A 26,259-nucleotide genomic window follows, 5' to 3' on the forward strand; every position below is an offset into this window, starting at 1 on the left:
TACAAATGCATTAGGCATGATTGAAACAAAAGGATTGGTAGCAGCAGTGGAAGCAGCAGATGCAATGGTGAAGGCAGCAAATGTAACCTTAATTGGAAAAGAGCAGGTAGGTGGCGGTCTGGTAACTGTTATGGTTCGTGGAGACGTTGGTGCAGTTAAAGCTGCAACAGATGCTGGAGCAGCAGCGGCAGAAGCAGTTGGTGAGTTAATATCTGTTCATGTAATACCACGTCCACATATGGAGGTAGATGTAATCCTACCAAAATACGACACCCAAAATGCTTAAAGTTGGAAGATAAAAAGTGGGGCTGAGGCATAATAAAAGCTTATGTCCAGCCTTTTCTTTATCGAGGGGAAGTGAATCAGAATGACGATTTTAACAGAAAGTAAAATAAAAAAACTACTCCGTACGACGAAATTAAAAGAAACAAGACACTTAGTTTTAGAACCTGGGACCGTAATTACCCCCTCTGCAAAGGAATATCTAAAAGATATTGTGATTGAATATAGGCATATATCAGAGGAGCATGAGTCTAGGCAACAAGAGGCAACCTTCCCAATGACCCGGTTGAAGGAAAATGAGCCGAAGGGTGTAAAAAATATTCAAGACGTTTTGGTATATCGGAATGGAAATGGGCAGGAAATATGGAAGAGCCACTTAAGGTATCTATTTAAAGTGAAAGCAGATGGGATCATCAGTCATATTCTGACCATACAAAAGAAAAGTTACCATGTGGGAAAGATGGCACTGGTAGAAGCTTTAAATACCATCTTAGTGGTAGTCAAGACAATATCCATGGAAACTTTATCCCCAGAGATCTTGAATCAGATCCAGGAAATTGAAAGACTGTCAGAGGACAAAAAACCATATATGGCCAGCCTCTATCCGGAGGGCTTCTTTATGCCAACCTATCAAGATGAAGAATGTGTCCTCGCTCTATTTGAATTGCATGGATGTTTACAGGAACTAGAACATTTTATCGCTAGAGAAATGAAAGAAATTTTGATATTGGAGGACTATATTCTTTTCGTTTCAATAGCGACGATTTTAAAGGATTATTGTTGGATTTTGATGGTGCAGTCAAAGGAAAAATCAGTAGAATAGGGGTGGAAACATGACTAAAAATAATATGGATAAAATCGTGGACGCAGTTGTTGCTCGCATACATGAAGTAATGGATCAAACATTTGAAATAGAAGCAAGTGGACGCCACATCCATCTAAATCGGGAAGCAATCGACGCTCTCTTTGGCGTAGGGTACCAATTACGCCCATCAAAGTATTTGTCACAGCCAGGGGAATTTGCATCGGAGGAACGCGTGGATGTGAAGGGGCCGAAAGGTACAATTCACAATGTGATCATCTTGGGACCAGAGCGAAAGCATTGCCAGGTGGAGGTTTCCATAACAGATGCACGTATACTAGGGGTCAATGCACCAGTTCATTTGAGTGGAAATATTGAAAATACGCCAGGGGTCGTTATTATGAACGGATCCAGGTCTTTTGCTTTAGATAGAGGCGTCATTGTTGCAAAACGTCATATTCATATAAAAGAGACAGATGCGAAAAAATTTGGTGTCAAAGATCAAGATCGAGTGTCTGTACAAGTATTTAGTGAAAGACCGTTGATATTTGATGATGTGATCGTGAGAATAAGCCCAAAGTTCGAGACTTATATGCATATTGATTACGATGAAGCAAATGCTTGTGGTCATAAGAAAGGTGTACGAGGACGTATTATTACGAGGTGATAGGAATGGACAATATTGAAATATTCGTGCAAAAAATCACAGATATTCTGATGCAGCGGCTAGAGAAGGAAGAACCTAGAAAAACCCTAGCATTTTTAGGGAAAGAATACACGAGTATTCGAACCTACTATGAACAAAAAGGATATCGAATCGTATCGTTTCAAGAAAAAATGGATGAGGTCATTGTCACGGAGCTGCCGATTTTAAATATGAATCGCCTCGCCCTGGGACTTCCTCAAGGCGAAGATGAAATCATTATTTGGGATCGTTTATTAAAACAGAAGAAAGTGATGGTTCTACAAGAAGGAATGGAACTGTATATCAGTCGCCAGAATATCTCGCCAGCATTGCTACAAGTTCTGGAACACTATAAAAAACAATTGGTCAAATACGGTGTTTCCATTCTTCCCTTAAAGAATTTTGAAAAGAGCAGGGAAACGATCCATGATGTAAAAAATGAAGCCCATAAAGGTGGTAAAAAGGAACTGCTGACCATAGCAAAAGTGCGAGAGATGAACCTACAGGAAGGCGACATCTTTGAAGCTGATCCGAATACCATTATTACAGCATTGGCTAGGGACTATATGCGTGATTTAGGGGTTCAAATTCGATAGAAAGGGGCATGCTATGTTCATTGGAAAAGTTGTTGGTAGCCTATGGGCTACACGCAAAGATGAAAAATTAAATGGGTTAAAGTTTTTACTCATTGAAAAACAACGAAACGAACAGGAAGCAGATCCAGATCTAGTTGTGGCAGTGGATCGGGTCGGTGCTGGTATTGGAGAATCTGTTTTGATTACCACTGGTAGCTCTGGTCGTTTATCTTTTGATGGGAAAGGTATTCCCGTGGATATGGTCATTGTTGGAATTATAGACACCGTGGATTATCCTAAAAAATGATAAAACCTGCTATTTATAAATAGAATGGAGTGAAATGAATGAGTATAAATGAGATCATAATTTGGATTATGGCAATTATTATGGTCATCGGTGCAATTGACCGTTCCATAGGGAATCGGGTGGGATTAGGACAACAATTTGAGGAAGGAATACTAGCAATGGGCTCCTTAGCACTCTCAATGGCAGGTATCATCGTCATAGCGCCCAAGTTATCCGATTGGCTCAGTCCCATTGTAGTACCTCTATATAAAATGTTAGGCGCAGATCCCGCAATGTTTGCAGGAACACTCTTAGCAAATGATATGGGTGGGTTTTTCTTAGCACAGCAAATGACGACCGATCCACTAATTGTACTTTTCTCAGGGGGGATTTTAGGAGCTATGCTGGGTGCAACACTAGTATTTACCATTCCGGTTGGGTTGGGAATCATCAGCAGTGAAGATACGAAGTATCTAGCACAAGGTGTATTATGTGGGATTGTGACGATTCCCATTGGAGCATTCGTTGCAGGCGTTGTAATGGGTATGCCTGCAGTGAAGGTCTTTATGAATTTAATACCAATCATTGTTGTGGCCATTTTAATTTCAATTGGATTGTTTAAAATTCCTGAAGGAATGATTAAAGGGTTCAACGTATTTGGGAAGATTATCGTTGCAGTTGCAGCTATTGGACTGGCAATTGGTGGATTAGATTTACTACTAGGTATCAAAGTATTTGAAAATCAAGATACCCTTGAAGTCGGGTTTCAAACAGTTGGTAGCATTGCCATTACTTTAGCCGGTGCCTACGGACTGGTATTCTTGATCACAAGAATATTCAAAAAACCATTGCTTCGGCTAGGTCAATTGTTAGGAATGAATGATATCGCAGCAGCAGGTCTTATTGCATCTCTTGCAAACAATATTGCCATGTTCCAAACCGTAAAGGGTATGGACCGACGTGGCAAGGTGATTAATATTGCTTTTGCAGTTTCAGCATCCTTTACATTCGGTGATCACCTAGGATTTACTGCCGGCGTTGCACCAGAATTGATTACACCTATGATTATTGGTAAGCTGGTGGGCGGTATTTCTGCCATTTTTGTTGCTATATTTTTATCGAAAAGTGTATTTGGGATTGAATAAACTAAGCATTAGAGAAATCGAAGTATAGATGGAGGGAAGATGTTGAATATAGACAGATCAGAAATTGAAAAGTTGGTTCGTGGCATTATCATGGAAGAATATGGTCAGAAGCTGAATGATGCTTCAAAAAGGAAAGTGGATCCTAGTGGTATCATGTCCATTGCATTACCACTATTCTCTGTAGATGAGGAGAATCGGTTGGATACTGGCAATCCCAATCATAAGGTATATACAAAGGATTTGGTGTCCCTTATGGAAAGTCCAAGGCTAGGCTGTGGACTCATGGTAATGGAGGATACAACCTTCGATTGGACCCTAGGATATGATGAAATCGACTATATTATTGAGGGAACCTTAACCATTATCATAGATGGACGTCGCATCACTGCCAATGCTGGAGAAGTGATTTTAATTCCAAGGAATTCAAAAATTCAGTTTTCAGTAGATGGCAAGGCAAGATTTATTTATGTAACCTATCCAGCAGATTGGCAATCATAACGTAAAAAGGTAAATTGATGGATGAACTCCCATTGATTTGCCTTTTGTTATGTATTATTCTAAAAGAAAGGGGATGAGGGGAATGAATAAAATTACAGTATGGACGAAACAGAATGAAAATGTGTTGAAAGAGATTGAAAAAACAGGGCGATATATAGCGAAGAAAGAATATATTTTGAAGGATTTGGATGAACATGCCCACTTGGTATTGGAGGTTTATGATTGGCTAGTGAAGAATACACCCAATACGACTCAAAAGCCATATGATGCTGAATATCCAATATGGGTATCGTTGGCAAGGGAGGCCACGATGCTCCCCAGTGTAGGAACCGTCCTATTGGAATTGAAAGTGGACCCAGCCCTAATCACTATGGTCAATATTAATAAATGGGGAGCCATGTTGAATTATTCCTATATTCCATCAGATGAGCAGGATGCTAAAAATCATCGACAGCTTTTAAAGGCGTATGGGGTCAGCAGTGATACCAAAGCATATATGTCTCAATTCTATCCTCAAATCAAAAGACGTATCATCGATAGCTGGCATCGATTGTTTGACGATTCAATTACCCTTGGCAGCGATGAAAAATACGGCAACATATGGGAGGTTCGAAAAGAATGGATCACACAGATCATAAGGTAAGGCTGTATTCTGCCCAGTCAGAGCTTGTTGTAAAAATTCTTGAAAGAGATGGTGTTTGTTTTTCTAAGAAGGAATATGTAATAAAAAAATATGAAGAAAGTGCTCCGATCTTTATAGCCGCATATGATTGGTTTGTTACAGCGGCAGAAAAATACCTTCCAAAGCCCAAAGGCGCCGAATATCCATATTGGGCCTTTCTCGATAAACACAGTGTGGATCAGCCAGCAGATAGCAAATCTTTAGAGCTATGGATCCCTTTGGATGAAGTTCTATTTTTTGATATGTATGATTGGAATAAGGTATTATGCCTCCAGTATATAGGCGAAACGAAAGCGGATGAAGAACAATTCCATCAAATGATAAGGGATTATGGCATTCGGAAGGAAAGTGATATCATTCTCACAAACTTTTATCCCCATTTAAAGCGTCAGGTACAGGATAGCTGGATAAGGTTGTTTCGCCATCACGAAAATATAAAACAGGGAAATACGGAAAGTGTAGGGAGCGTGCAGGCAGGGCTGTGGCAGCTGAAGAAAGAATGGATGCTGTAGTTTTGATCTATTTTAAATATCTTTAATAAATATTGATTGTTCAGAGGTCCCAATTATTGAAGGGAGACTGCGCTATGGTAGATACTATTTTACATCTGATTGAAAATGGCGATGAAATTATTCGGTTTAGAACAGTGAATGAAGTGTTAAACATTTATAATGATGAAAAACTAAATGAGTTGTATAGAGAATTAATTGAGTCTAAGGTAGTAATAAAGAGATTGAAAAATCTAGAAGATGTGTCTAAAATCGATGATTTTAACGGTATACACGGGGCAACAAACTTTCATTTGGAAAATTCATTGCCAAGGATACTAGATTGTGGAATAAAAGCAGGAGAATCTTTACTAGATGATATTATGATACCAATATTACAACGGATTAAAAGGAGGATATTTCCTGTAGATCATGTGTTTCATATATTTCCTGAGATCATAATGTGTCCGTTTTTAATAAGGGCTGGCTATATTGATAATGATCTTCAACAGTTTCTTGAAAAGAGAATTGAGAACATATATGACTTCGTAAGGCACAAAAACTACGATATATACGATGAGCGGACGAACTATAAAGGGATTCCTAAAGCTTTTAAAAATAAAAAAGTTATCAAGCCGGAATTATATAGGGGGGGAAGATTTTCATTACCCTTGATTTATGACTTGTATGCTTTTTCGTTAGCCGACGAATTTTTGGATGAAATCAATAAAATGAAAATAAATACAATTATTGAGTACATTATTGATGAAAGATATAATAAGCTTGATACAAGTTATGGTATCCTATTAAATGGTAATAGAAGTTATCTTGTAATGGGATGGGATTGTAAATTACCTGAAATTAAGGGTGCAATAACTTCTGAAATATTAAATTTCCTTGAATGGTTATCATTTAGTAATATTTTTAGGGAATCAAATTGGTGTAAAGAAGCTTTTGAGCTATTTTTTAAATACAAGACAGATAGAAATACATTTATATTCACGAAAGAATCTTTAAATGAAAAAAACGGTGTATGGATCAAAGGAAGCCATATGAGCTTAGGCGAAAACCGGAGAAAGAAAAACGCTATGGAGATTGAATCTACATTCAGGGCACTTAAAATTCTTCAAAAAAATGGAAAGCTAGGGGATGTGACTTGATTCAAAGAAATTTTTGATCTATTAACAAGGAGCGTAGAGCTATGGATGATAACAAGTATGATGATAACTTTGTCTTTATAGAAGGACTTAAGGCAGTTGTGGATTTTTCCAGCAATGGTGTTCTTATTATAAATTCTAATGCTAAGATAATTTATATCAATGATTGGGCCGCTAAATTTTTAGGTCTCAAGGGAATCGAAGATATGATGTACAAAAAAACAACGATATTCTTCCCAACATCTAGACTTGTGAAAGTTATGGAGTCTGGTATAGAACAGCGAAATGTACTGGATGTTAGATTAGGAAAACATCTTGTTGTTTCGAGACTGCCTATTTTTTCGGACAATAAAATTATAGGAGCCGTTGCTATTTTTCAAGGTGTCAAAGAAGTGCAAGATAATGAAATGGAAATCAGAAAAACGCTGATCCAAAAAGGATTAACAGCAAGGTACTCTTTTGAAGATATCCTCTATAAAAGTAAGTGGATGGAGAAGATTGTTAAAACTGCAAAGCTTTATTCAGAGACAGATTTACCAGTATTGATTACGGGAGAAAGTGGAACGGGAAAAGAGCTATTTGCACAAAGTATCCATAAAAATAGTAGTAGAAGATCAGCGCCATTTTTAGCGATTAACTGTGCAGCATTACCTGAATCCGTATTTGAAGCCGAACTTTTCGGATATGCAGAAGCTTCTTTTACAGGGGCACAAAAAGGCGGAAAAAAAGGATTGTTTCAGCAAGCCCACAAGGGAACAATTTTTCTTGATGAAATAGGTGAATTACCACTTCCAGTACAATCAAAGCTTTTAAGGGTTCTTGAGGAAAAACAAGTACATCCAGTAGGGAGTGATATCCTGATTAACATTGATGTCCGAGTCATTGTTGCTACCAATAGGGATTTAATCCACGAAGCGGAGAAGGGAAATTTTAGGCTGGATTTATTGCATCGATTAAATACACTGACCCTATCAATACCACCATTAAGGCAGCGTTCAGAGGATGTAGAAGTTTTAGCCAGGGATTTTCTTAGTAAAAAGTATCCGAAATTGTATAGTGAAAATAAAGTAATCGTACAGCAGTTATTAGAACAATTGAAAAACCATTCTTTAATGGGAAATGTAAGGGAATTGAAAAATATAATCGAGCGATTTGCAATTTTATTAAATGGTGGAATGATTAGTGAAGACATTGACGAGGTCATGAGACAAGTAATTTATCAGGCCCAATTCCATACGAATACAGATATTGCCATGCAGCTTGAAAAGGAAGAAATGGAAACGATTAAAAATGCACTGATCTCTACCAAAGGAAATCGAGCAGAAGCGGCTAAAATTTTAGGTATTAGCGAATCCACACTTTGGAGAAGAATTAAGAAATTCAATATTTCAACAAAGTTTTAGGTATTTACTATAAAAAGTACAAATTAAAAGGATATATACTGATAGGCGAATAGGGCTCCAGGATAAAAGTTGATTTTGTATAAATAGAAATCAACTTTTTTTAATAATAAATTCATTGGATTTTTTATAAATAATAGCTTGAATCTGTTATGATGTGTTTGTGAAATAAAATGATGATAATTCGAATGGATATTGAAATAAGATGAAAATATTTGAGCATATAAATCCATGGGTAGATGGATTAAATAAATAAAATAAAAAAAATAATTCAGTCAATACAAGCAATAATCAAAAAAATTAATAAATTTCTAACAAGATCATTTAGATTGGCACGCCTATTGCAAATTAAGAATACATAAGAAAGGCTGCGTACAGATGATTGGCTTTTCTTATATCTTAAAATGTAGAAGGAGGACAATAAAATGAACAGAGGAGCACTAGCGAATATAAGGATTCTTGACTTAACACGGGTACTTGCTGGACCTTACTGTACAATGATGTTAGCGGATATGGGGGCCGATGTAATTAAGATCGAGGTGCCAGGCAGAGGTGACGATACAAGAGGCATGGGACCTTTTAAGAACGGAGATAGTTTGTATTTTGCCAATGTCAATAGAAATAAAAAAGGAATTACCCTAAATCTAAAGTCTCCTGAGGGAAAAAAGATTTTTTTAGATATGGTTAAAAATGCAGATGTTGTAGTTGAAAACTATAGACCGGGTGTTATGGATAAACTGGGACTTGGTTATGATGTGCTAAAAGAAGTGAATGATCAGATCATTTATGCTGCTGTATCAGGATTCGGCTGCTACGGTCCATATTCTGATAGACCGGGTTATGATATTATTGCACAAGCAATGGGTGGACTGATGAGCATTACTGGACAAGCAGGAGGCGCTCCTACTAGAGTTGGTAATGCAATGGGAGATGTGCTGGGTGGTATGAACTTAACCATTGGTGTTCTTGCTGCTATCAATGCTCGACATATTATTGGGAAAGGACAAAGGGTAGATGTATCTTTGGTGGACTCTGTTGTAGCTTCTCTTGAAACAGGAACTCAACGATATATGGTTACAGGGAAAGAGCCTGAGCTTATGGGAAATCGATATGCAGCTGCATCTCCATACGATTCTTTTATAGCAAAGAACGGTCAGTTTGTTATTGGCTGTGGAAATCAAAAGTTGTTCGAGCTTTTATGTAAAAAAGTAATAAAAAGAGAAGATCTTTTAGAGGACCCTCGCTTCGATACAAATGATAAACGTTGTACCAACCATCAGGCTCTAAAACAAGAGATTGAAAAATGGAGCTGTAACTATACGATTGAAGAAGCAGTAGATGCCATTCTAGGTGCGGGTGTACCTGCTGCTCCGATTATGGGACTAAAAGATATTACTGAAAATGAGCACATAGCTCATGTAAGAGAAATGTTCGTTGATTGTGAGCATCCTGTAATTGGTAAAATGAGAGTAAACGGCAACCCTGTTAAGTTGATGGAAACAAAGACAGAAATAAAATCACCAGCGCCATTACTAGGAGCCAACAATGAAGAAATTTATGGGGAACTGTTGGGTATGGACGCAGATACATTAAAAGACTTAAAGGAGAGGGGTATCATATAATATGGGTACAGACGTTATTGCTCTAATTATTTTTGTTACCGTAGTTATCATTGCTTTTTTTAAGAAAATGAATGTGGGGTTGCTTTCTATTGCTGTAGCAGTTGTACTTGGACGCTTTTTCAATATTGAGGATAAAGTAATTATTAGTGGATTCAGTACATCGCTATTCACTACACTAGTAGGGATTACGTTTTTATTCACCATAGTAAATTCTACCGGAGCGTTAGAGCTAGGTGCAAAGAAAATTGTTTCCTTAGTAGGAAAGAAAATATGGTTGATTCCAATTTTCGTTTATATGGCAGGATTTATAATTGCGGCTGTTGGGCCCGGTGCAATTCCAGCTTTGGCTATTATTCCACCAATCGCAGTTACTCTAGCACTTCAGGTTGGGTATCACCCAGTAATGCTTTCTCTAATCGGTGTGACCGGTCTTATGGCTGGTAGAATGACACCAATAACACCGGAAGGAACTTTAATATCCGGTATCCTCACAGCACAGGGATTAGATGATGTCATCGTTAGTGTTTTGATATCCAACATCATAATGACGGTAACGTTTTCCTGCATTGTTTATATTGTGTATAAGGGTTATAGAGTAAAGCAGAATGGTGAAGGTTTAAAGCTTTCGGATACGCCAAAGTTCACGGCGCATCAGTTGATATCTCTTTCAGGAATCCTTGTTATGCTTCTTCTAATCATCTTTGTAAAAATGAATGTTGGTTTAGCTGCATTCCTTGTTGCTACAACCCTAATATTCTTTAAAATAGGAGATGAAAGCGTTTCATTAAAAAACATCCCATGGGGGACTGTAATGTTAGTTCTTGGCGTCGGTGTATTGATGAACATTGTAGACTTGGTCGGTGGCATAGATTTATTATCCAGTGTCTTATCTTCTATTATGAGACCGAGAACAGCTGCCCCTATTATGGGAATAACAGCAGGTCTTCTTTCTTGGGTAAGTTCAGCTCTTGGAGTTGTATACCCAACGTTGATCCCAACAGTTGGTGGTATTGTTGAAAGTGTAGGTGGTGTAACCGTAACGGAACTAGTTGCGGCTATTGCAGCCGGAGGATCTTGTGCAGGTATTAGTCCAGCATCCACTGGTGGGGCATTAATTCTTGCTGCATTAGCAAGTAATAAAGAAAATTTCACAAAAGAAGAAGAAGGGAAGGTCTTTGTTTCACTTTTCCTTTGGGCTGTATTTGCACTTATTCTAATAGCCACATTAGCCTTTTTAGGTGTATTTGGTATGTTCTAAATAAACAATATTGATAATTGAAATTATAGATACAATAAAAGGAGAGGTAGAGATGATTATTCCAAAATCAGTAGAGATATTGGAGGTATGTCCTAGAGATGGATTCCAGAACGTAAAGGATTTTATTGCCACAGAAGATAAAATTGCCATCGTAGAAAGGTTGATTGATGCCAACTTCAAGAGAATTGAGCTGGGCTCCTTCGTTAGTCCAAAAGCAATTCCTCAGATGGCAGACACGAAAGAAGTTGTAGCTGCAGCGAAACAATACGCGGTAGATCAGGATATCAAATTCGTGGCACTTGTACCCAATGCAAGGGGGGTAGAATCTGCCATTGCAGCTGGTGTCGATCAGATTACCTATGTAATCAGTGCCAGTGAGAGCCATAATAAAGCAAACGTAAACCGTACTGTTGCTGAATCTATGGAACAGTATGAAGCTTTAATTAAGGAATACAAAGGTGATATTGATTTTCGTCTTGGCTTAGCAACCACATTTGGATGTCCATTTGGGGATGAAGTTAAGATTGAACGGATACAAGAGATGTGCAAGTGGGCCTTTGATCTTGGGACTGTAGAAATTTTGATGGCAGATACTGTTGGGCTTGGAAACCCTAAAAAAGTATCGGAAGTGATGCGTACTTTAGTAAACGAATTTGGCCCAGAGAAATTTGTGATGCATTTACATGATACAAGAGGGCTTGCCCTTGCCAATACCTTAGCTGCGATGCAATACGGCATTACTAAATTTGAATCCGCTACAGGTGGTCTTGGAGGCTGTCCATTTGCCCCAGGCGCTTCAGGAAATGCAGCGACGGAAGATTTATATTATATGTTAAGTGAAATGGGAATTGAAACAAATATAGAGATTGAAAAGGTTTACGAAGCAATTCAGCTGATTAAGGATAAAGTCAATACAACCATTGTGAGCCATCTTGCGCCTTTATACAAAGGGAATGTCTGCAAAGATATGTAATGCAGTATTGTACTAAAGATATAAAATATTCAATGAAAAAACCAGTATATTTCCATATACTGGTTTTTTCGTTGGATATAGGTCTGTAGAAACCATGAAAGAAAGTTTTGTTTATGGTACAGTTAAGGATAAAGGATAGAAGGGATCCATATATAAATGATAATTTCCTCTATGGAATAAAGATTTTGACTTTGAAGGAGGAATTTATTGTTCCTGTTGGACCAACCGGATGAGACACTCACCAATTTAAATATTATGAACGAATGGTGTGCAAGAATAATATGACATATCATGTCAAGTTATTATGGTATAATAACAACAGGAGATGTTAAAACGATGAAAAATCATAGATTATTTAGGATACTGTATTATATTTTAGAAAAAGGAAAAGTTACAGCAAATGAGCTTGCAGATAAATTTGAAGTATCAGTAAGAACTATTTATAGGGATATGGACTCTATTAGTAGTGCGGGAATACCAATTTATGCCACCCAAGGTAAAGGTGGAGGAATAGAAATTGCTGATGAGTTTGTATTGAGTAAATCGTTGCTCACTGAAAATGAAAAAGAACAGATTATGGCAGCACTTCATGGCTTAGAGAATACAAGTAAATTATATGAAAGTGAACTTATAACAAAGTTATCTGCACTGTTTAAAATGAGAAATACAAATTGGATAGAGATTGACTTTACCAATTGGCAAAATAATAAAATATACGAAAAAATATTTAATGATATAAAGTCTGCAATTATAAGCAAAAACATTATTTCTTTCTCTTACTTCAGTAGTAATGAGGAAGAAACAAATCGTAGCGTAAAACCAGTCAGGCTTTTATTTAAAGGTCAGGATTGGTATTTATATGCCTTCTGTTTATTGAGAGAGGATTTTAGGTATTTTAAGCTTTCTCGAATTAAGCAGTTAGAAATACTGTCAATAAATTTTGAAGACGATTTCGACAATATAACATTGAAAAAAGAGATGCAGTACGAAACTACAGTACGCATAAAAGTAAAGTTTGATAGAAAAGTTGCATTTAGAGTATACGATGAACTAAGTGGAGATATTACAGAAGATGAGGAGGGTAATTTATATACAGAAATAGAAATTCCAAAGGATTATAATCTATACAATTATATTCTTTCCTTTGGAGATGGTGCTGAAGTATTAGAACCAAAAGAGATCCGGATCCAAATTAAAGATATGATAAATAAAATAGCACAAAAATACATAACTTGACAGCTTGTGTCAAGTATTCTTTTATATAATAATAGCAACAAGACACAAGGAGGGATTTATTATGTCAAGACCTACAACAAAGCTAGATTTAATAAGTGCAGCAAAAGACAATTACGAAAAGCTAAATACGCTTATTTCAAAATTAAGTGACGAGGAATTAAAGACATCTCTTGATTTTTCAAAAGATGAAAAAAAGAAAGAGGCTCATTGGGAAAGAGATAAAAATCTTAGAGATATTTTAGTCCATCTTTACGAATGGCATCAGCTTATTCTTAATTGGGTAAATTCAAATCAGAATGGTATAGATAAACCATTTATTCCAGAACCATATAACTGGAAAACCTATGGCAATATGAATGTAGAGTTTTGGAGGAAACATCAAACCACATCGTTAGAAGCAGCAGCTATGATTCTACAAAGATCCCATGAGGAAGTTTTAAATTTGGCAGAAACCTTTACAAATGATGAATTGTTTTCTAAGGGAATATATCAATGGGTAGGAGGAAGTACATTGGGTTCATATTTTGTAAGTGCAACTTCCAGTCATTATGATTGGGCTATGAAAAAATTAAAAGCTCACCAAAAAAATTGCAAGAACAAATAAGTGAAATATAGAAAGTGAAGAATAAAAAATATCAAATGCCTTTAGCATTCATGGCAGAGTGGGGCTATGGGACACGAAATCAGCATCACTGGAAGTACGGTATTTCTCCTACTTTTACTGATGAGACCCCTCACTAAGAAGTATTTTAATTCCTTTTGGCATTATAAAATGCTGATTGTAGCTTTAATCTTCTTTATGGTACCCATCGGAAACTTTGTAAGAATTCCTATCAATCTAATGCCCAATATCTCTACAATAGAAATTCAAGAGCCTCCTGTTGGGAATCAATCTGTTAAAAATGAAGGAACCCAAAATATAGAGAAAACAACCCAGAGTTAAAGGAAATCGATAAATACTGTAAATACTCCATCGATGAAAAAGTGGTTCATAAAATGGACATGGATGACCTCCTTGGTAGTATCGATTTTAATCGTATCTTCTGGACTAACCATAGCTTGTAGTGTGGTATCGGATCAGAGCAGCATAGAAAAAGACTCTTTTGTTGTCTATATGAAAGAAGATGGGCTCTATTATTCTTATTTAAATGGGAAAGAGGAACATCGATTTCATGAAGGAGGCGAATTCAGTTAAATTGTTTTATTGGAGATTCATCCAAATAAAACCTATAGAGAGATTAAGGGTATGGAGCAAGATTTCGTTGCAATGACACCAAGTTTTACAAAAGATGGCGAAAAGCTATTGTATTCGGCTACTGAGGCTATAGACGAATCCATGAGCTTTAACTATAGCAAAGCCTTTGAAGATTGGAAAAACAAGGCCCATCATATTTACGACTACGATTTAAAGACAGGTCAAAGATTTTGACTTTATGCCAATCAGCATATCCAAAGAAGAGATGGTATTTGCGAGGTATCAGGGCAATGGCTACTATAGCTTAATTAAGTTGGCCAATGGAAAAGAAGAAATATTAGCGGAGTGTATCCTCTTTGATTATGAATATGGAGAAGGATTTTATGGACATTTTGAAACAGAAAAGGGCATGGATCTGTATCTTAAAAGGATGGAATAAATAAAGGAGAATGGCAAGTAGGATTTATGAAAAATTAAATGTGAAAAAAGGTAAAGTCATGGATCTGGAAATTTCCATAGACTTTACCTCTTTTTTATTAAATGTCCACATTACGCTTGTTGCTGAAACTGACTCATATATAAATTTTCATAGAAGCCTTTCTTTAAGATCAGCTCATCATGAGTACCTTGCTCCACAATGGTTCCGTTATTCATAACGAGAATCAAATCTGCATTTCGAATGGTAGAAAGGCGATGGGCAATCACGAAGCTGGTTCTGTCTTTCATAATATTCTTCATGGCAGTTTGCAGCATCAGCTCTAGCCTTGTATCTACAGAGCTCGTAGCTTCGTCAAGAATTAAAATTGCAGGGTCTGCTAGGAAGGCTCTCGCTATGGTTAGTAGCTGTTTTTCTCCAGCAGAAACATTGGAAGATTCTTCATTGAGGATCATATCATAGCCATCGGGCTGGGTTTTAATAAAGTGGTTGACATTGGCGATTTTTGCTGCATTGACAATATCTTCTCGTGTTGCATGATCGTTGCCATACCCAATGTTATCGGCGATGCTGCCATTAAACAGCCAAGTATCCTGTAGAACCATGCCGAAGATGGAGCGAAGATCGTCCCGTCTCATATCTTTAATATTGACACCATCCACCTTGATTGCGCCGCTAGTTACATCATAGAAACGCATTAAAAGATTGATCAGCGTTGTTTTTCCGGCACCAGTAGGTCCTACAATGGCCACCATTTGACCACTTTGTACTGCTACATTGAAGTCCTTAATTAATATATGATCTTTGGTATAACCGAAGGACACATTTTCAAATGTCACATTGCCTCTTAAATCCTGGATGCTACATGGATTTGCTCTCTCTGGCACTTCTTCCCCTGCTTCGAGAAAATCGAAGACTCTTCCAGAGGCCGCAATGGCAGATTGGATGGAGGAAGATAGCTGAGTTACCTGTTCCAGTGGTTCATTTAATTGCCACATATAACGGATAAAGGCTTGAAGCTGTCCAATGGTGATGGCACCAGAAATTACAAAGGTGGTTCCTACAAAAATAACGGCTACCATTGAAATATAAGTGATGAAGGATATCAAAGGAGACATTAGACCGGATACAAACTGTGCTTTGAAACCATTTTCACAAAGATTGCTATTGATCTTTTTAAACTGCTCAATAGATTCTTCCTGTTTGCCATATAATTTAATCTCTGTTAATCCAGTATACCTCTCTTGAATATAGCCATTTAAAGTACCCAAGGCACGCTGTTGATTTCTAAAGGTAAGAGAAGAGCGCTTCATAATAAATCTCATAATAAAGAGACTGCCCGGCAGAATTAAAATGGCTATGGATGCCATGGTAGGATGAATATAGAACATCAAAATTGCAGCTAAGGAGATGGATAAAACGGCACTGAATACTCTCGATAAAGTCTGCTGTAGGGCATTGGATATGGTTTCTATATCATTGGATATAATGCTTAAAATATCACCGACGGTGCGGGTATCAAAATAGCTGATGGGAAGCCTTGTGATTTTCTTTTGCACTTCATTTCTTAAATCACGCATGGAATTTTGTATGCCAATGGTTAAAAGATACTGAGATAAGAAATTACAAGCGATGTTTCCAATATAAATTACAAGCAATATTTTTAAAATCCCTACAATATAAGAAAAACTAATGGCCGCACCAGGAACATTATTGGCGATATTGACCACATCATCTTTTAATCTCGTTGTGATTAAACCTTCGATCATAGGTGCCGCTGCTAAAAACCCGGAATATATAATTAGAAGAAGAATTGAAGCGATAAAAAATTTTAAATAGGGTTTGATATAGGGGTATAACTTTTTCATTGCTCTAATTCCTCCTTCCTTAATTGTGAATCTGCAATTTCATAATAAATACTACATGTTTTCAATAACTCTTTGTGGGTTCCAATGCCCACCACTTCACCTTCGTTTAAAACAATAATTTTATCTGCATCCATGATGGTACTAATTCTTTGTGCCACAATGAATACGATAGATTCCTTGGTTTCATGCCGCAAAGCCTGACGCAATGTGGCATCTGTTTTATAATCAAGGGCTGAAAAGCTGTCGTCAAAAATATAGATTTCTGGCTTTCGAATCAGCGCTCTTGCTATTGAAATCCTTTGTTTTTGTCCCCCAGAGAAGTTTTTAGCACCCTCACTGATAAGCTCTTGTAGCTTGTCCGGCTTATTTTCTATAAATTCCTTTGCCTGTGCTATTTCAATGGCATGGTTCATATCTTCAGAGGTTGCATCTGGATTACCGAATTTCAGATTCTCCTCGATGGTTCCATAGAATAAGAATGCTTTTTGTGGAATAAATCCAATCTTTCTACGAAGTACATCCATATCATAATCGCGAATGTCCACATCATTTATTTTGATAGCGCCCTTTGTAACATCATAAAACCTTGGGATTAAATTGATTAATGTACTTTTACCACTGCCTGTACTACCGATAAAGGCAATCGTTTCTCCTTGTTGTGCGGTAAAGGACACGTCCTTTAGGACGGGGAGCTCACCATCGGGATATTGAAATGTAACGTGATGGAACTCCACCTTTGCTTTCCCTTTTGTTTCTTTTATCCCAGCTGTAGGGTTTGTTATAGAGGGCTCTTGATCTAATAATTCCTGAATACGGTTTGCAGAAACCCTTGCTCTAGGATACATTACAAATACCATGGAAAACAGCATCACTGAAAACAGTGCATGGAATTGATAATCTAAGAAGGCGACCAATTGACCGACCTGCAAGGTCCCTTTACCAATCATAATAGTAGAAACCCAAAATACTGCCAACATGGATAAATGCAGTAAAAAGAAGAAAGCAGGCTGTGCAAAAGAAATGATCTTAAATAATTTCTTAGAGTTGGAGGCATAAACTTCATTGATGCCTGCAAAGCGTTCTGCTTCATAGCCACTTTTTCTGAAGGCTCTGATCACTCGGATCCCTAACAAGTTTTCCCTAGAAATTTTATTTAAACGATCCAAACCTTTTTGTTGTGCATCAGAAATTGGACCAGTTACCTTTGCAACGATAATGACCCCTAATATAATGAATGGAAAGCTGGCGCCAATAATTAGAGATAGGCTTAAGCTGGTTTTGATGGTCATAAATATACTGATAAAAATCATAATCGGTGCTAATAATGCAGTTCTAAAAAGTAAGTTAGCGAATATCATCAGCTGAAAAGCATCACTGGTTGTACGAGTAATCATAGAGGACACACCAAATTTGGTATACTCCGTATGGGCAAATTTCTGTGATTGTGCAAAAACATCATTTCGGATGTCACGAATCATATAGGTAGAAATTCTTGAAGAAGCATAGGTGATCAGAATTGTTCCTGCACCACCTGCAATACTTAAGAGGAGCATAAGGATGCCCATTCTTTTTATATAAGCGATGTCACTGTTACCAATCCCTTTATCGATCATGGATGCCATGATGGTAGGAATCCCTAGTTGAACGGCAACAAAGCTAAATATTCCTAAGATATTGAATATAATTAACTTGGGGTATCTCTTAAGATATTTTAATATGAATTTCATAAACAACCTCCTTTAAATAACATGGTTTGAAAGATCTAATTGCAGATTCTTTGACATTAAGGAACACTTGGATTATTATAAACTATAAGGTTATCTTATAGTCAAGGAAATTCGTAAAATATCAAGGCTTCAATGGAGGGTTAAGATGTCCAAAAATAAAAAAGAATATTTAACCACTGGTGAGTTTGCAAAACTTTGTAGTATTCCAAAGCATATATTATTTCATTATGACCAGATCGGATTATTTCAACCTGAAATCATCAAAGAAAATGGATACCGATATTATTCCTTCCGCCAGTATGATACATTTTCTATTATTGTTGCTTTAAAGCAATTGGGAATGCCATTGAAGGAGATAAAAAAATTTATGGATGAACGAAATCCCAGTGCTCTGATATCCCTGCTGGAGCAAAAATCAGAAGAGGTTACCAAAGAGCTTCTAAGACTACAGCGGGTCAAGGATGAAATCAATGCCTTAAAGAACCTAACAGAGGAAGCGCTGACCTTAGAATATAATAAGATCGAGCTGGTGCATGGCAAAGAGGTCTATGCGCTGCGAAGTCCAGTGATGGATCAGGATACAGATAATTCTTATCCTGACTTTATGTCCTCCTTAAGCGATTTTCGCAACAGCAGTAATGCCAGTATGATTGATTTTTTAGGTGCTACTTTGACCATTGATAATATCCTTGAGAAACGATTTGACAGTTTCTCTTATTTATATACGAAAGAAGAAAATGCCCGTGGGGAGAATATCTCTCTAGTTCGCAAGGAGGGATGGTATCTTCAAGTTTATTATAAAGGAAGCTATCAAAATATCAGTGAAATGTATACCAGAATCCTTGAATATGCGGAAGAACACGGAATTCCATTAGGAAAGCATGCTTATGAAGAGTATCTTATTTTTGAAATTGGTACAAAAAATAGAGAGGACTACGTTACTTTAATTTTGATTGAAACTTCTAAGTAAAGGGGAAAATAAGTAAGAAGGACATCAATCTATAGGCAGATAAGGAGTTGAACAAGCGAAAAATGAATCAATTTATTCCTGTGATCATCATGACCGTACTACTTTATAGCGGGTTGGTATTCTATATTGGCTGGAGAGGGTATCGGTGGCTCAGACCAACAACATCAAGCCGACGCTTCAAAATAATCTATACTGTTATGATTGTGTTAGCAGCCACTTCATTTATTTTAGGGCGTATATCTAGAGTCAAACTTTTAAGCATTGTGGGTGCCTATTGGATGGCATGTTTTTATCTACTGCTAATGATAGTTCCACTTGCCCATCTTACGGTAATTCTTTTACGTTTCACCAAGTTACCTCGGGAGAGCACAAGGAAATGGGCGGGAAGCATCACTTTAGTATTGGTGGTATCCTTTTTAGGATACGGTATGTATAACGCATATAACCCTGTGGTTCATACCTACGAAATTAAGATGGATAAAAGAGATTCTTCTTTAAATACCCTTCACATCGCCATAGCGGCAGATACCCACTTTGGTCTTTTGTCAGACAAAAATCATGCACAGCGTTTAGTACGAGAGATGAACAAATTGGGTCCCGATTTAATTCTCCTACCAGGAGATCTTTTGGATGATGATGTTCAACCATTTATTGATCAGAAAATCCATGAAATCCTGTCCAACCTTCAAGCACCCTATGGGGTTTATGTATCCCTCGGTAATCATGATAGACATAATGGTACCATGGAGGAATTAATTGAAGCTCTGGAGCATGGCGGCATTCATGTGCTATACGATGAGATTACAGAGGTGCAAGGACAATTGACACTGATTGGGCGGAAGGATCGAATGGACAGTGAACGATTATCTTTAGAGCGATTGATGGAGGGCGTAGATCGTACAAAGCCGACGATTTTATTGGAGCATCAGCCCTATGACCTTCACATTGCACAGCAAGCAGGTATTGATCTAATGGTATCCGGTCATACCCATGGTGGACAAGTTTTTCCTGGTAGGCTCATTACAAGTCGGCTTTATGAGAACCATTGGGGGTATCTTCAAAAAGAAAAAATGCACAGTATCGTAACCTCTGGATTCGGTTTTTGGGGTCCACCAATTCGAATCGGCACACGGTCGGAAATCGTAAGTGTAAAAATTCAGTTTCAGTAAAAATAGATAGAGATACTCTTAGATCTGTGAAGAAGCAGATTCAATAAAAAAGCAGGAGCTCTCTTTTGAGGATGCTCCTGCTGATGTTCTATAAAAGCCTAGAATGCCATGCCTTCAACAACCAGCTTTTCATTCCATAGCAGCTTCGTATATTTGATTTTTAGTTCATCATTTTTTGTTTGAACATCGTTTTTAACATAAACAACAATGTTATCGACCACATATTCATTATAAAGCTCTGATTCTATAGGTTTTCCCATCTTAACTGATGGTTGTGGTTCGCCCACGCCTCAGGAAGAGCATCCTTCTAACCATGCGGTGATAGCATTTTCACCCTTTGATTGAATAAACTTTACTGCCTTTGGCTCTAGTGTAATTTTCAAATATAAAACCTCCTAACTTTCTATCTTAATTTCGCTATTATAAACTTCCATATCAAGTTCTCCCATAAGTTTACTGGAAACGAGTCCTGCTACAATGGAATCACTGACATTGACCAAGGTTCTGCCCATGTCAATGAGTGGTTCGATGGCGATTAAGAGCCCAACCAAACCAACAGGCAATCCCATTGCGGAGAGAACTGTTAAAGCGGCAAAGGTAGCTCCCCCACCAACACCTGCGATGCCGAAGGAGGCTAGCGCTGTTACGATGATGAGCTTGATTAAAAATGCTGGAGCCATTGGATTGATACCAACCGTAGGTGCAATCATGATTGCTAGCATTGCTGGATATACACCAGCGCAACCATTCTGACCGATACTGGTTCCCAAAGAAGCGGAAAGATTTGCATGACCGCTAGGAACACCCATTTTGTCTATTTGAGTTTCAATGGTGATGGGTAGTGTACCAGCAGAGGAACGAGAGCTAAATGCAAACATTAAAGGCGTTGCAGCTTTCTTTATATAGGTTATTGGGTTGATGCCAAAGATTGCTAGAATGATAAGGTGAACTACAAATACGATGAATAATGCAACGTAAGAAGCGATTACGAAATTGATCAATCTGAGAATTTCAGTAAAGTTACTTGTGGATACCATTCTCGCCATTAATGTCAATACGGCATAAGGTGTCATTCTTAAGATCATTGTGACAATTCGCATGACCACATCGTGAAGAGATTTGATCAAATTAGAAAAAAACACTGCCGATTCCGGTTTTGACTTTCGGATGCCAATAGCCGCAATTGATACAAATGAAGCAAATACAACAACGGATAGAGTAGAGGAACTACCTTGCCCTGTCATGGAATAGAATGGATTGGTCGGTATAATCTCTACGATTTGTTCCTGAAGCGGTTTCGATTTAAAATCCTCTAGTCTAGTTTCTAATTTTTCACCGGCGGCCATTTCACTTTGGCCGATTTGCATACCCGTTGCATCTAGCTTAAATACACTGGATGTGGTAGCACCAACAAAAGCTGCAATTGCAGTTGTAATAACAAGGATTGCAATGATTTGTGTTGCCATCTTTCCTAGGTTTTTAGATTCTTGATTGATGAGGGCACTTGTAATCGACACAAAAATGAGCGGGATTACGATCATTCGAAGTAGTCGAACGTATCCATTGCTAATGATATTAAACCATGCATTGGATTCTTTGACGACATCGGACGCTGAGCCAAATAGGATTTGTAAGGCTGCTCCATAAAGGATACCGATCCCCATGGCTAAAAGAACTCTTGTGGTGAAGGAAACATTTCTCTTTTTTAAAAATAGCAAGCCATAGATGAGACCAGCCATGATCATAATATTGAGAATCACGAGAACCGTTGTATTCATAACTTCACTCCTTTTGATTTTATTTCTATATACATATCGCCTAAATTATAAAAAAATGATAAGAACCACCACGATTTAAATAAAAATTTTAGCCTTAAGGGCGAGCAAGATGACATTTTAAATCTAACAGTTCGATCTCTGTAGAAAGAAAATCTTCTTTGATCGGTTCACTCTTCATCAAGTCGGTGCTCAGATATTTTTTATTATCATCGGAAAAGATTGTAACAACGATAGCGTCCTTTCCTAGAGTTTCTTGGGCTAAAAGAGCACCTAAAAAATTTGCACCGGAAGAAATACCAACGCCTAAGCCCAATGTAGCAGATAGTTTTTGAGCGATAATGATGGCATCTCCATCATCAACATCGATGATGGGATCTAATTGATCCAGCTTTACTATGGGGGGAATAAATTCATCTGAAATACCTTGAATTCTATGTATGCCAATCTTAGAGCCAGTTTTTAATGTAGGGGAATTGGAAGGTTCTAATGGATAAACCTTGATATTCGGGTCCTTTTCTCTAAAGTATTTCCCAAGCCCCATGATGGTGCCCCCTGTACCCACGCCTGCAACCACAGCATCCGGCTTTAGATTGATTTGTTCAAGCTGATGCCAAATTTCTGGACCGGTGGTTCGATAGTGCGCTTCAACATTATATTCATTAGAAAATTGACAGGGGAGGAATACATTTCTGTTTTCCTTTGCAAAATCCTCCGTCATTTTGATACTGCCTAAGAAACCGCCCTGTTCATGGCTAACTAATTGGATATTTGCGCCATAGCTTCTGATTAGATTTTTTCTCTCCGCACTCATCCATTGGGGCATAAATATTGTGACCTTATGACCGAGCGCACTACCGATTGCAGCAAAAGAGATGCCCGTATTTCCGCTAGTGGCCTCCGCAATTAAATCTCCCGGTTGAATCTCACCATTTAAATAAGCTTGACTGAGAACATGGATCGCCATTCGGTCTTTAATGCTACCTGTCAGATTATAGTGCTCTGCCTTAGCGAATATTCGACGTTCTTCACCTTTATATTTAAATTTAATTTCGAGCAAAGGTGTATTGCCGATCAAACCTCTCAATTCTTTAATACGATCTTGGATGATGGTTGTACTCATCGTAGCCCTCCTTTATGAAGAATAATTCTGAATATTCATTTAAATAACATTTACCCATTATTTAATGTTTATAACGAAATAAAGATATTTATTATACCTTTATTTAGGAAAAAAGCTTTATTGTGGAGGAAGAACCCATGTGATATAGTATGATCAACCACATAAAAAGGAGGTAATATCCAATGAAGAAAAAATTACCCATAATACTGATAATTATGCTGTTTGTTACCAGTATAAATCCATTGATGGTAAATGGTCTCAGTCCATTTCCATTAGAGATTAATAACGAAGCATATGAACCGAAAAATATGCCATTTGTTTGGGAGGATAGTATATTCTTACCCCTAAGGGAAATCGGAGAGAAAATAGGTTACGAGGTCAAATGGGATGAAAATCGTCGTGCTGTGGATTTAACCCGAAATAACGAAAGTTTAAAATTATATGTAGATTCAAATGAGATCGTCTTAAATGGTGGAGCACTTACCCTATACCATCTTCCTGTAGTAAAGGAAGATCGGGTATACGTAGGAATCGATTTATTCTCCAATTACTTAGAGAATATTGTGGCTTTCAGCAATGGCTATACCAAAATATCCATCGATGAGAAAAGACCATCTACGGAGGGGATCTTTACAGAGTCTAAAGATGAAGCCCTTAAAAATAAACTAAAGCATTTTATGAAAATATATACAGAGAATCAAAATTTCCAAGGCAGTGTATTGGTGGCAAGGGGAAATGAGATTTTATTAAATGATGGCTACGGATATAGTAATGAAGTTCTTGGGATAAGAAATAACAATCAAACTAAATTTGCAATTGGATCTATCACGAAGCAATTTGTAGGTGCTGGAATCGTTCAACTAGAAGAGAAGGGTCTCTTAAATTTTGATGATAAGGTCAGCCAATATGTAGCAGGATTAAAGCATGGTGATAAAATTACAATTCATCATTTATTGACCCATACATCCGGTCTTGTCAATGCTACAGAATTGTTAGAATTCTATGAGCTCACAGAATCTACACCAATGGAAATCGTAAATCTAGTGAAGGATATGGACTTAATTTTCAATCCGGGTGAGCGATTTGCATACAATAATACGAACTATATTTTATTGGGAATGATTTTAGAAAAAGTATCGGGAGAGACCATGGAAGATTATTTCCACCATCATTTCTTTGAACCAGCTGGAATGAAAAATACGGGTGTTTCTTATGGAAAGCGTCCAGGCTTTAATATTGCTACGCCTTATCAAGGGTATGTAGAAACTTATGAGGTTGATGACCAACCCCTCTTAGAAAATGCTTATGGCGCAGGAAACGTATATTCTACGGTAGAGGATATATATCGATGGAATGAAGCTTTAGAAGGAGAAACAGTTCTATCCAAGGCAGCGAAAGAGAAATTGTTTAAAGGCCATGCGGAAATGGGTGGACTACAATATGCTTACGGCTGGATGGTGGGGGAAGACCAAGGGGGACAGTTCTATCAACATGATGGATCAACTTTAGGGTTTTCAGCACTTTCTCGCAAGCATGTAGACAAGGATACCACCATCGTTATATTAGCCAATAGAAGGCTACAGAAGGTGTATGAAATTGCAGCAGCCTTAGAGGTTATTTTAAATGGGGGAAATATAGAAGACAACCAAATTCCTAAACTGCCAGAAGCAATAGAGATGAACCCGAAGGAATATGAAAGATATATAGGGCGATACAATGTGTTGAATCCACTGAACATGGACAACATGGTAATGGATGTATTTGTAGAAGAAGATCAGCTTTTCCTGCAAGTGGATGAACAAGAGATCGTAGAGATATTCTCAAAAGGAAATCATCAATTTTTCACTAAAATCATGGATGCACATATGATCTTTGAATTGGGTGAGGACGGCATCGCCCATAAAATTGTGTTTACCCAAATGGGAATGGATTTTAAAGGATATAAAGAAGGATATGAAAAAGAAGAAGTTGTCATAGAAGAAGAAATATTAAAGAACTATGTAGGTGTTTATGAACTAGAAGAAGGATTTGATCTAAAGATTACTTTAGAAAATGGAATCCTGTATTTAACACCAACAGGGCAAGGAACCATGGAACTGAGTCCAATTTCTCAGACGAAGTTTGAGCTCATGGTAGTGGATGCCAGTATGGATTTTATTGTTGAAGAGAATGGTGCAGTAAATAGCTTATACTATCAACAAGGGGCCTATGAAAAAGTAGCTCATAGAAAATAAAAAAGGATTCTTAGGTTCAATATTCCACTTCAAAGTATTACCTAAATATCTAAGATTGCCAAATAATTTGATATGGAGGCGTGATATTGTGAGAAAGAAGCATATTATTTTAGGGATGATTCTAATAATTTATAGCACTTTGTTTTTTATAGGCTGTAGTGGAAAAGAAAATAAGGAATTGAGCTATGAAATCATTTCCTTTGAAAATGCACCGAAGGAAGTTCAAGAAAGAATGAGATGGCATGAAGAGCGTAACCCAAAGCATTATTCAAATGAAGGTTACAACGCTAGTGGAGGATTTGACTTAGGAAAAGAAAGATATGTGTATTTTATAGTGAATGAAGGCAGTCTACCTAAAATTTTAGAAGTTGTTCCAGACGAAGCTTACGGCAGAGGAATCATAATCAAACATACCAGTGAAAATAAAGACAACGCAAAATTTCCCGATACCTCAGTTATAGTAAAACTCAATGAATATTATGGAGAGATTGCTAATGTTTTTATAAGTCACCCATAGAGTATACAGAGACGATCTATAGGTCATTTGTTTTTTGTAAACAATAAAATTTAAAAAGAAAGGATATATTGTGTGTCTATGATATATCCTTTTTACATTCCTGGATAATTTTAAAAACGAGCCCCTGTTTCCTCAAAGTAGTCCGGTATATTAAGC

29 protein-coding genes are annotated in these 26,259 nt (G+C 37.3%); 24 read left to right on the top strand and 5 right to left on the bottom strand.

The annotated features are described in order from the left end of the window. Positions 1 to 16 precede the first annotated feature (16 nt). The 20 genes from CLOS_RS04150 to CLOS_RS04245 all read left to right on the top strand — a co-directional run bounded on the left by CLOS_RS04150 (position 17) and on the right by CLOS_RS04245 (position 14,723). A complete protein-coding gene (locus tag CLOS_RS04150; protein ID WP_242649616.1) occupies positions 17 to 286 on the top strand; it encodes a BMC domain-containing protein in 270 nt (89 codons plus the stop codon). A gap of 81 nt (positions 287 to 367) precedes the next feature. Further along, positions 368 to 1,105: a hypothetical protein gene (locus CLOS_RS04155; RefSeq protein ID WP_012158666.1), complete on the top strand. Its 738-nt coding sequence runs from the start codon at positions 368 to 370 to the stop codon at positions 1,103 to 1,105. Positions 1,106 to 1,115: 10 nt separating this feature from the next. Beyond that, positions 1,116 to 1,751: an ethanolamine utilization phosphate acetyltransferase EutD gene (eutD, locus tag CLOS_RS04160; protein WP_012158667.1), complete on the top strand. Its 636-nt coding sequence runs from the start codon at positions 1,116 to 1,118 to the stop codon at positions 1,749 to 1,751. Positions 1,752 to 1,756: 5 nt separating this feature from the next. Beyond that, positions 1,757 to 2,365 (top strand): hypothetical protein, encoded by a 609-nt coding sequence (locus CLOS_RS04165; RefSeq protein ID WP_012158668.1) that lies wholly within the window; start codon positions 1,757 to 1,759, stop codon positions 2,363 to 2,365. A gap of 13 nt (positions 2,366 to 2,378) precedes the next feature. After that, on the top strand, positions 2,379 to 2,651 hold the full coding sequence (locus tag CLOS_RS04170; protein WP_012158669.1) for a EutN/CcmL family microcompartment protein: 273 nt from the start codon (positions 2,379 to 2,381) through the stop codon (positions 2,649 to 2,651). A gap of 38 nt (positions 2,652 to 2,689) precedes the next feature. Then, on the top strand, positions 2,690 to 3,775 hold the full coding sequence (locus CLOS_RS04175) for an ethanolamine utilization protein EutH (RefSeq protein ID WP_012158670.1): 1,086 nt from the start codon (positions 2,690 to 2,692) through the stop codon (positions 3,773 to 3,775). 39 nt (positions 3,776 to 3,814) lie between these two features. Continuing rightward, positions 3,815 to 4,273, top strand: a complete 459-nt coding sequence (locus CLOS_RS04180; RefSeq protein WP_012158671.1) for a cupin domain-containing protein — start codon at positions 3,815 to 3,817, stop codon at positions 4,271 to 4,273. An 82-nt stretch (positions 4,274 to 4,355) separates the two neighbouring features. Then, positions 4,356 to 4,916 (top strand): DUF3841 domain-containing protein, encoded by a 561-nt coding sequence (locus tag CLOS_RS04185; protein WP_012158672.1) that lies wholly within the window; start codon positions 4,356 to 4,358, stop codon positions 4,914 to 4,916. After that, complete coding sequence (locus CLOS_RS04190; protein ID WP_012158673.1) at positions 4,892 to 5,467, top strand: DUF3841 domain-containing protein; 576 nt, start codon at positions 4,892 to 4,894, stop codon at positions 5,465 to 5,467. The genes CLOS_RS04185 and CLOS_RS04190 overlap by 25 nt, the downstream gene beginning before the upstream one ends. Before the next feature lie 74 nt (positions 5,468 to 5,541). Then, entirely contained in the window at positions 5,542 to 6,603 is a 1,062-nt protein-coding gene (locus tag CLOS_RS04195; RefSeq protein WP_012158674.1) for a hypothetical protein, read from the top strand. Between the two features lie 41 nt (positions 6,604 to 6,644). After that, complete coding sequence (locus tag CLOS_RS04200) at positions 6,645 to 8,003, top strand: sigma-54 interaction domain-containing protein (protein ID WP_012158675.1); 1,359 nt, start codon at positions 6,645 to 6,647, stop codon at positions 8,001 to 8,003. 422 nt (positions 8,004 to 8,425) lie between these two features. Next, positions 8,426 to 9,622 (top strand): CaiB/BaiF CoA transferase family protein, encoded by a 1,197-nt coding sequence (locus tag CLOS_RS04205; protein ID WP_012158676.1) that lies wholly within the window; start codon positions 8,426 to 8,428, stop codon positions 9,620 to 9,622. A gap of 1 nt (position 9,623) precedes the next feature. Then, entirely contained in the window at positions 9,624 to 10,880 is a 1,257-nt protein-coding gene (locus CLOS_RS04210) for an SLC13 family permease (protein ID WP_012158677.1), read from the top strand. 52 nt (positions 10,881 to 10,932) lie between these two features. Beyond that, entirely contained in the window at positions 10,933 to 11,853 is a 921-nt protein-coding gene (locus CLOS_RS04215) for a hydroxymethylglutaryl-CoA lyase (RefSeq protein ID WP_012158678.1), read from the top strand. 336 nt (positions 11,854 to 12,189) lie between these two features. After that, a complete protein-coding gene (locus tag CLOS_RS04220; RefSeq protein ID WP_012158679.1) occupies positions 12,190 to 13,089 on the top strand; it encodes a helix-turn-helix transcriptional regulator in 900 nt (299 codons plus the stop codon). Positions 13,090 to 13,150: 61 nt separating this feature from the next. Further along, positions 13,151 to 13,693, top strand: coding sequence for a ClbS/DfsB family four-helix bundle protein (locus CLOS_RS04225; protein WP_012158680.1), 543 nt, complete (start codon positions 13,151 to 13,153; stop codon positions 13,691 to 13,693). A 66-nt stretch (positions 13,694 to 13,759) separates the two neighbouring features. Further along, a complete protein-coding gene (locus CLOS_RS04230; protein ID WP_041718977.1) occupies positions 13,760 to 14,032 on the top strand; it encodes a M56 family metallopeptidase in 273 nt (90 codons plus the stop codon). Positions 14,033 to 14,065: 33 nt separating this feature from the next. Next, entirely contained in the window at positions 14,066 to 14,284 is a 219-nt protein-coding gene (locus tag CLOS_RS04235) for a hypothetical protein (RefSeq protein WP_198006323.1), read from the top strand. 9 nt (positions 14,285 to 14,293) lie between these two features. Continuing rightward, the gene (locus CLOS_RS04240; protein WP_041718980.1) at positions 14,294 to 14,518 is read left to right on the top strand and encodes a hypothetical protein; all 225 of its coding nucleotides are present in this window, start codon (positions 14,294 to 14,296) and stop codon (positions 14,516 to 14,518) included. Positions 14,519 to 14,522: 4 nt separating this feature from the next. Next, the gene (locus CLOS_RS04245; protein WP_012158681.1) at positions 14,523 to 14,723 is read left to right on the top strand and encodes a hypothetical protein; all 201 of its coding nucleotides are present in this window, start codon (positions 14,523 to 14,525) and stop codon (positions 14,721 to 14,723) included. A 110-nt stretch (positions 14,724 to 14,833) separates the two neighbouring features. Here CLOS_RS04245 and CLOS_RS04250 read toward each other — a convergent pair whose 3' ends face one another. Both CLOS_RS04250 and CLOS_RS04255 read right to left on the bottom strand, forming a co-directional pair. Then, positions 14,834 to 16,588 carry an ABC transporter ATP-binding protein gene (locus tag CLOS_RS04250; RefSeq protein WP_012158682.1) on the bottom strand — a complete coding sequence of 585 codons (1,755 nt, stop codon included), beginning with the start codon at positions 16,586 to 16,588 and terminating at the stop codon, positions 14,834 to 14,836. Next, on the bottom strand, positions 16,585 to 18,315 hold the full coding sequence (locus tag CLOS_RS04255) for an ABC transporter ATP-binding protein (RefSeq protein WP_012158683.1): 1,731 nt from the start codon (positions 18,313 to 18,315) through the stop codon (positions 16,585 to 16,587). The genes CLOS_RS04250 and CLOS_RS04255 overlap by 4 nt, the downstream gene beginning before the upstream one ends. Positions 18,316 to 18,460: 145 nt before the next feature. Between CLOS_RS04255 and CLOS_RS04260 the strand changes: the two genes are divergently transcribed. After that, on the top strand, positions 18,461 to 19,285 hold the full coding sequence (locus CLOS_RS04260; RefSeq protein WP_012158684.1) for a MerR family transcriptional regulator: 825 nt from the start codon (positions 18,461 to 18,463) through the stop codon (positions 19,283 to 19,285). A gap of 47 nt (positions 19,286 to 19,332) precedes the next feature. Further along, positions 19,333 to 20,454, top strand: a complete 1,122-nt coding sequence (locus CLOS_RS04265) for a metallophosphoesterase (protein ID WP_198006324.1) — start codon at positions 19,333 to 19,335, stop codon at positions 20,452 to 20,454. 98 nt (positions 20,455 to 20,552) lie between these two features. Here the strand turns inward: CLOS_RS04265 and CLOS_RS16285 are convergent, their stop codons facing one another. The 3 genes from CLOS_RS16285 to CLOS_RS04280 form a co-directional block, all read right to left on the bottom strand. After that, entirely contained in the window at positions 20,553 to 20,837 is a 285-nt protein-coding gene (locus CLOS_RS16285) for a CC/Se motif family (seleno)protein (protein WP_278183749.1), read from the bottom strand. Between the two features lie 12 nt (positions 20,838 to 20,849). Further along, the gene (locus CLOS_RS04275; protein ID WP_012158686.1) at positions 20,850 to 22,232 is read right to left on the bottom strand and encodes an L-cystine transporter; all 1,383 of its coding nucleotides are present in this window, start codon (positions 22,230 to 22,232) and stop codon (positions 20,850 to 20,852) included. A 94-nt stretch (positions 22,233 to 22,326) separates the two neighbouring features. Next, the gene (locus CLOS_RS04280; RefSeq protein ID WP_012158687.1) at positions 22,327 to 23,352 is read right to left on the bottom strand and encodes a PLP-dependent cysteine synthase family protein; all 1,026 of its coding nucleotides are present in this window, start codon (positions 23,350 to 23,352) and stop codon (positions 22,327 to 22,329) included. A 182-nt stretch (positions 23,353 to 23,534) separates the two neighbouring features. On the opposite strand from CLOS_RS04280, the gene CLOS_RS04285 reads away from it, so the two are divergent. Beyond that, a complete protein-coding gene (locus CLOS_RS04285; RefSeq protein WP_012158688.1) occupies positions 23,535 to 25,586 on the top strand; it encodes a serine hydrolase in 2,052 nt (683 codons plus the stop codon). A gap of 88 nt (positions 25,587 to 25,674) precedes the next feature. Then, positions 25,675 to 26,103: a hypothetical protein gene (locus CLOS_RS04290; RefSeq protein WP_012158689.1), complete on the top strand. Its 429-nt coding sequence runs from the start codon at positions 25,675 to 25,677 to the stop codon at positions 26,101 to 26,103. The last annotated feature ends 156 nt before the right edge of the window (positions 26,104 to 26,259 follow it).

Source organism: Alkaliphilus oremlandii OhILAs (genome assembly GCF_000018325.1).
In the GTDB taxonomy this organism is placed as follows: Bacteria; Bacillota; Clostridia; order Peptostreptococcales; family Natronincolaceae; genus Alkaliphilus_B; species Alkaliphilus_B oremlandii.

What these genes read in the sequence shown, in the direction of transcription:
- CLOS_RS04150 (WP_242649616.1), top strand. Translation starts at nt 17, where the DNA reads ATGATTGAAACAAAAGGATTGGTAGCAGCAGTGGAAGCAGCAGATGCA.
- CLOS_RS04155 (WP_012158666.1), top strand. Translation starts at nt 368, where the DNA reads ATGACGATTTTAACAGAAAGTAAAATAAAAAAACTACTCCGTACGACG.
- eutD (WP_012158667.1), top strand. Translation starts at nt 1,116, where the DNA reads ATGACTAAAAATAATATGGATAAAATCGTGGACGCAGTTGTTGCTCGC.
- CLOS_RS04165 (WP_012158668.1), top strand. Translation starts at nt 1,757, where the DNA reads ATGGACAATATTGAAATATTCGTGCAAAAAATCACAGATATTCTGATG.
- CLOS_RS04170 (WP_012158669.1), top strand. Translation starts at nt 2,379, where the DNA reads ATGTTCATTGGAAAAGTTGTTGGTAGCCTATGGGCTACACGCAAAGAT.
- CLOS_RS04175 (WP_012158670.1), top strand. Translation starts at nt 2,690, where the DNA reads ATGAGTATAAATGAGATCATAATTTGGATTATGGCAATTATTATGGTC.
- CLOS_RS04180 (WP_012158671.1), top strand. Translation starts at nt 3,815, where the DNA reads ATGTTGAATATAGACAGATCAGAAATTGAAAAGTTGGTTCGTGGCATT.
- CLOS_RS04185 (WP_012158672.1), top strand. Translation starts at nt 4,356, where the DNA reads ATGAATAAAATTACAGTATGGACGAAACAGAATGAAAATGTGTTGAAA.
- CLOS_RS04190 (WP_012158673.1), top strand. Translation starts at nt 4,892, where the DNA reads ATGGATCACACAGATCATAAGGTAAGGCTGTATTCTGCCCAGTCAGAG.
- CLOS_RS04195 (WP_012158674.1), top strand. Translation starts at nt 5,542, where the DNA reads ATGGTAGATACTATTTTACATCTGATTGAAAATGGCGATGAAATTATT.
- CLOS_RS04200 (WP_012158675.1), top strand. Translation starts at nt 6,645, where the DNA reads ATGGATGATAACAAGTATGATGATAACTTTGTCTTTATAGAAGGACTT.
- CLOS_RS04205 (WP_012158676.1), top strand. Translation starts at nt 8,426, where the DNA reads ATGAACAGAGGAGCACTAGCGAATATAAGGATTCTTGACTTAACACGG.
- CLOS_RS04210 (WP_012158677.1), top strand. Translation starts at nt 9,624, where the DNA reads ATGGGTACAGACGTTATTGCTCTAATTATTTTTGTTACCGTAGTTATC.
- CLOS_RS04215 (WP_012158678.1), top strand. Translation starts at nt 10,933, where the DNA reads ATGATTATTCCAAAATCAGTAGAGATATTGGAGGTATGTCCTAGAGAT.
- CLOS_RS04220 (WP_012158679.1), top strand. Translation starts at nt 12,190, where the DNA reads ATGAAAAATCATAGATTATTTAGGATACTGTATTATATTTTAGAAAAA.
- CLOS_RS04225 (WP_012158680.1), top strand. Translation starts at nt 13,151, where the DNA reads ATGTCAAGACCTACAACAAAGCTAGATTTAATAAGTGCAGCAAAAGAC.
- CLOS_RS04230 (WP_041718977.1), top strand. Translation starts at nt 13,760, where the DNA reads ATGGGACACGAAATCAGCATCACTGGAAGTACGGTATTTCTCCTACTT.
- CLOS_RS04235 (WP_198006323.1), top strand. Translation starts at nt 14,066, where the DNA reads ATGAAAAAGTGGTTCATAAAATGGACATGGATGACCTCCTTGGTAGTA.
- CLOS_RS04245 (WP_012158681.1), top strand. Translation starts at nt 14,523, where the DNA reads ATGCCAATCAGCATATCCAAAGAAGAGATGGTATTTGCGAGGTATCAG.
- CLOS_RS04250 (WP_012158682.1), bottom strand. Translation starts at nt 16,588, where the DNA reads ATGAAAAAGTTATACCCCTATATCAAACCCTATTTAAAATTTTTTATC.
- CLOS_RS04255 (WP_012158683.1), bottom strand. Translation starts at nt 18,315, where the DNA reads ATGAAATTCATATTAAAATATCTTAAGAGATACCCCAAGTTAATTATA.
- CLOS_RS04260 (WP_012158684.1), top strand. Translation starts at nt 18,461, where the DNA reads ATGTCCAAAAATAAAAAAGAATATTTAACCACTGGTGAGTTTGCAAAA.
- CLOS_RS04275 (WP_012158686.1), bottom strand. Translation starts at nt 22,232, where the DNA reads ATGAATACAACGGTTCTCGTGATTCTCAATATTATGATCATGGCTGGT.
- CLOS_RS04280 (WP_012158687.1), bottom strand. Translation starts at nt 23,352, where the DNA reads ATGAGTACAACCATCATCCAAGATCGTATTAAAGAATTGAGAGGTTTG.
- CLOS_RS04285 (WP_012158688.1), top strand. Translation starts at nt 23,535, where the DNA reads ATGAAGAAAAAATTACCCATAATACTGATAATTATGCTGTTTGTTACC.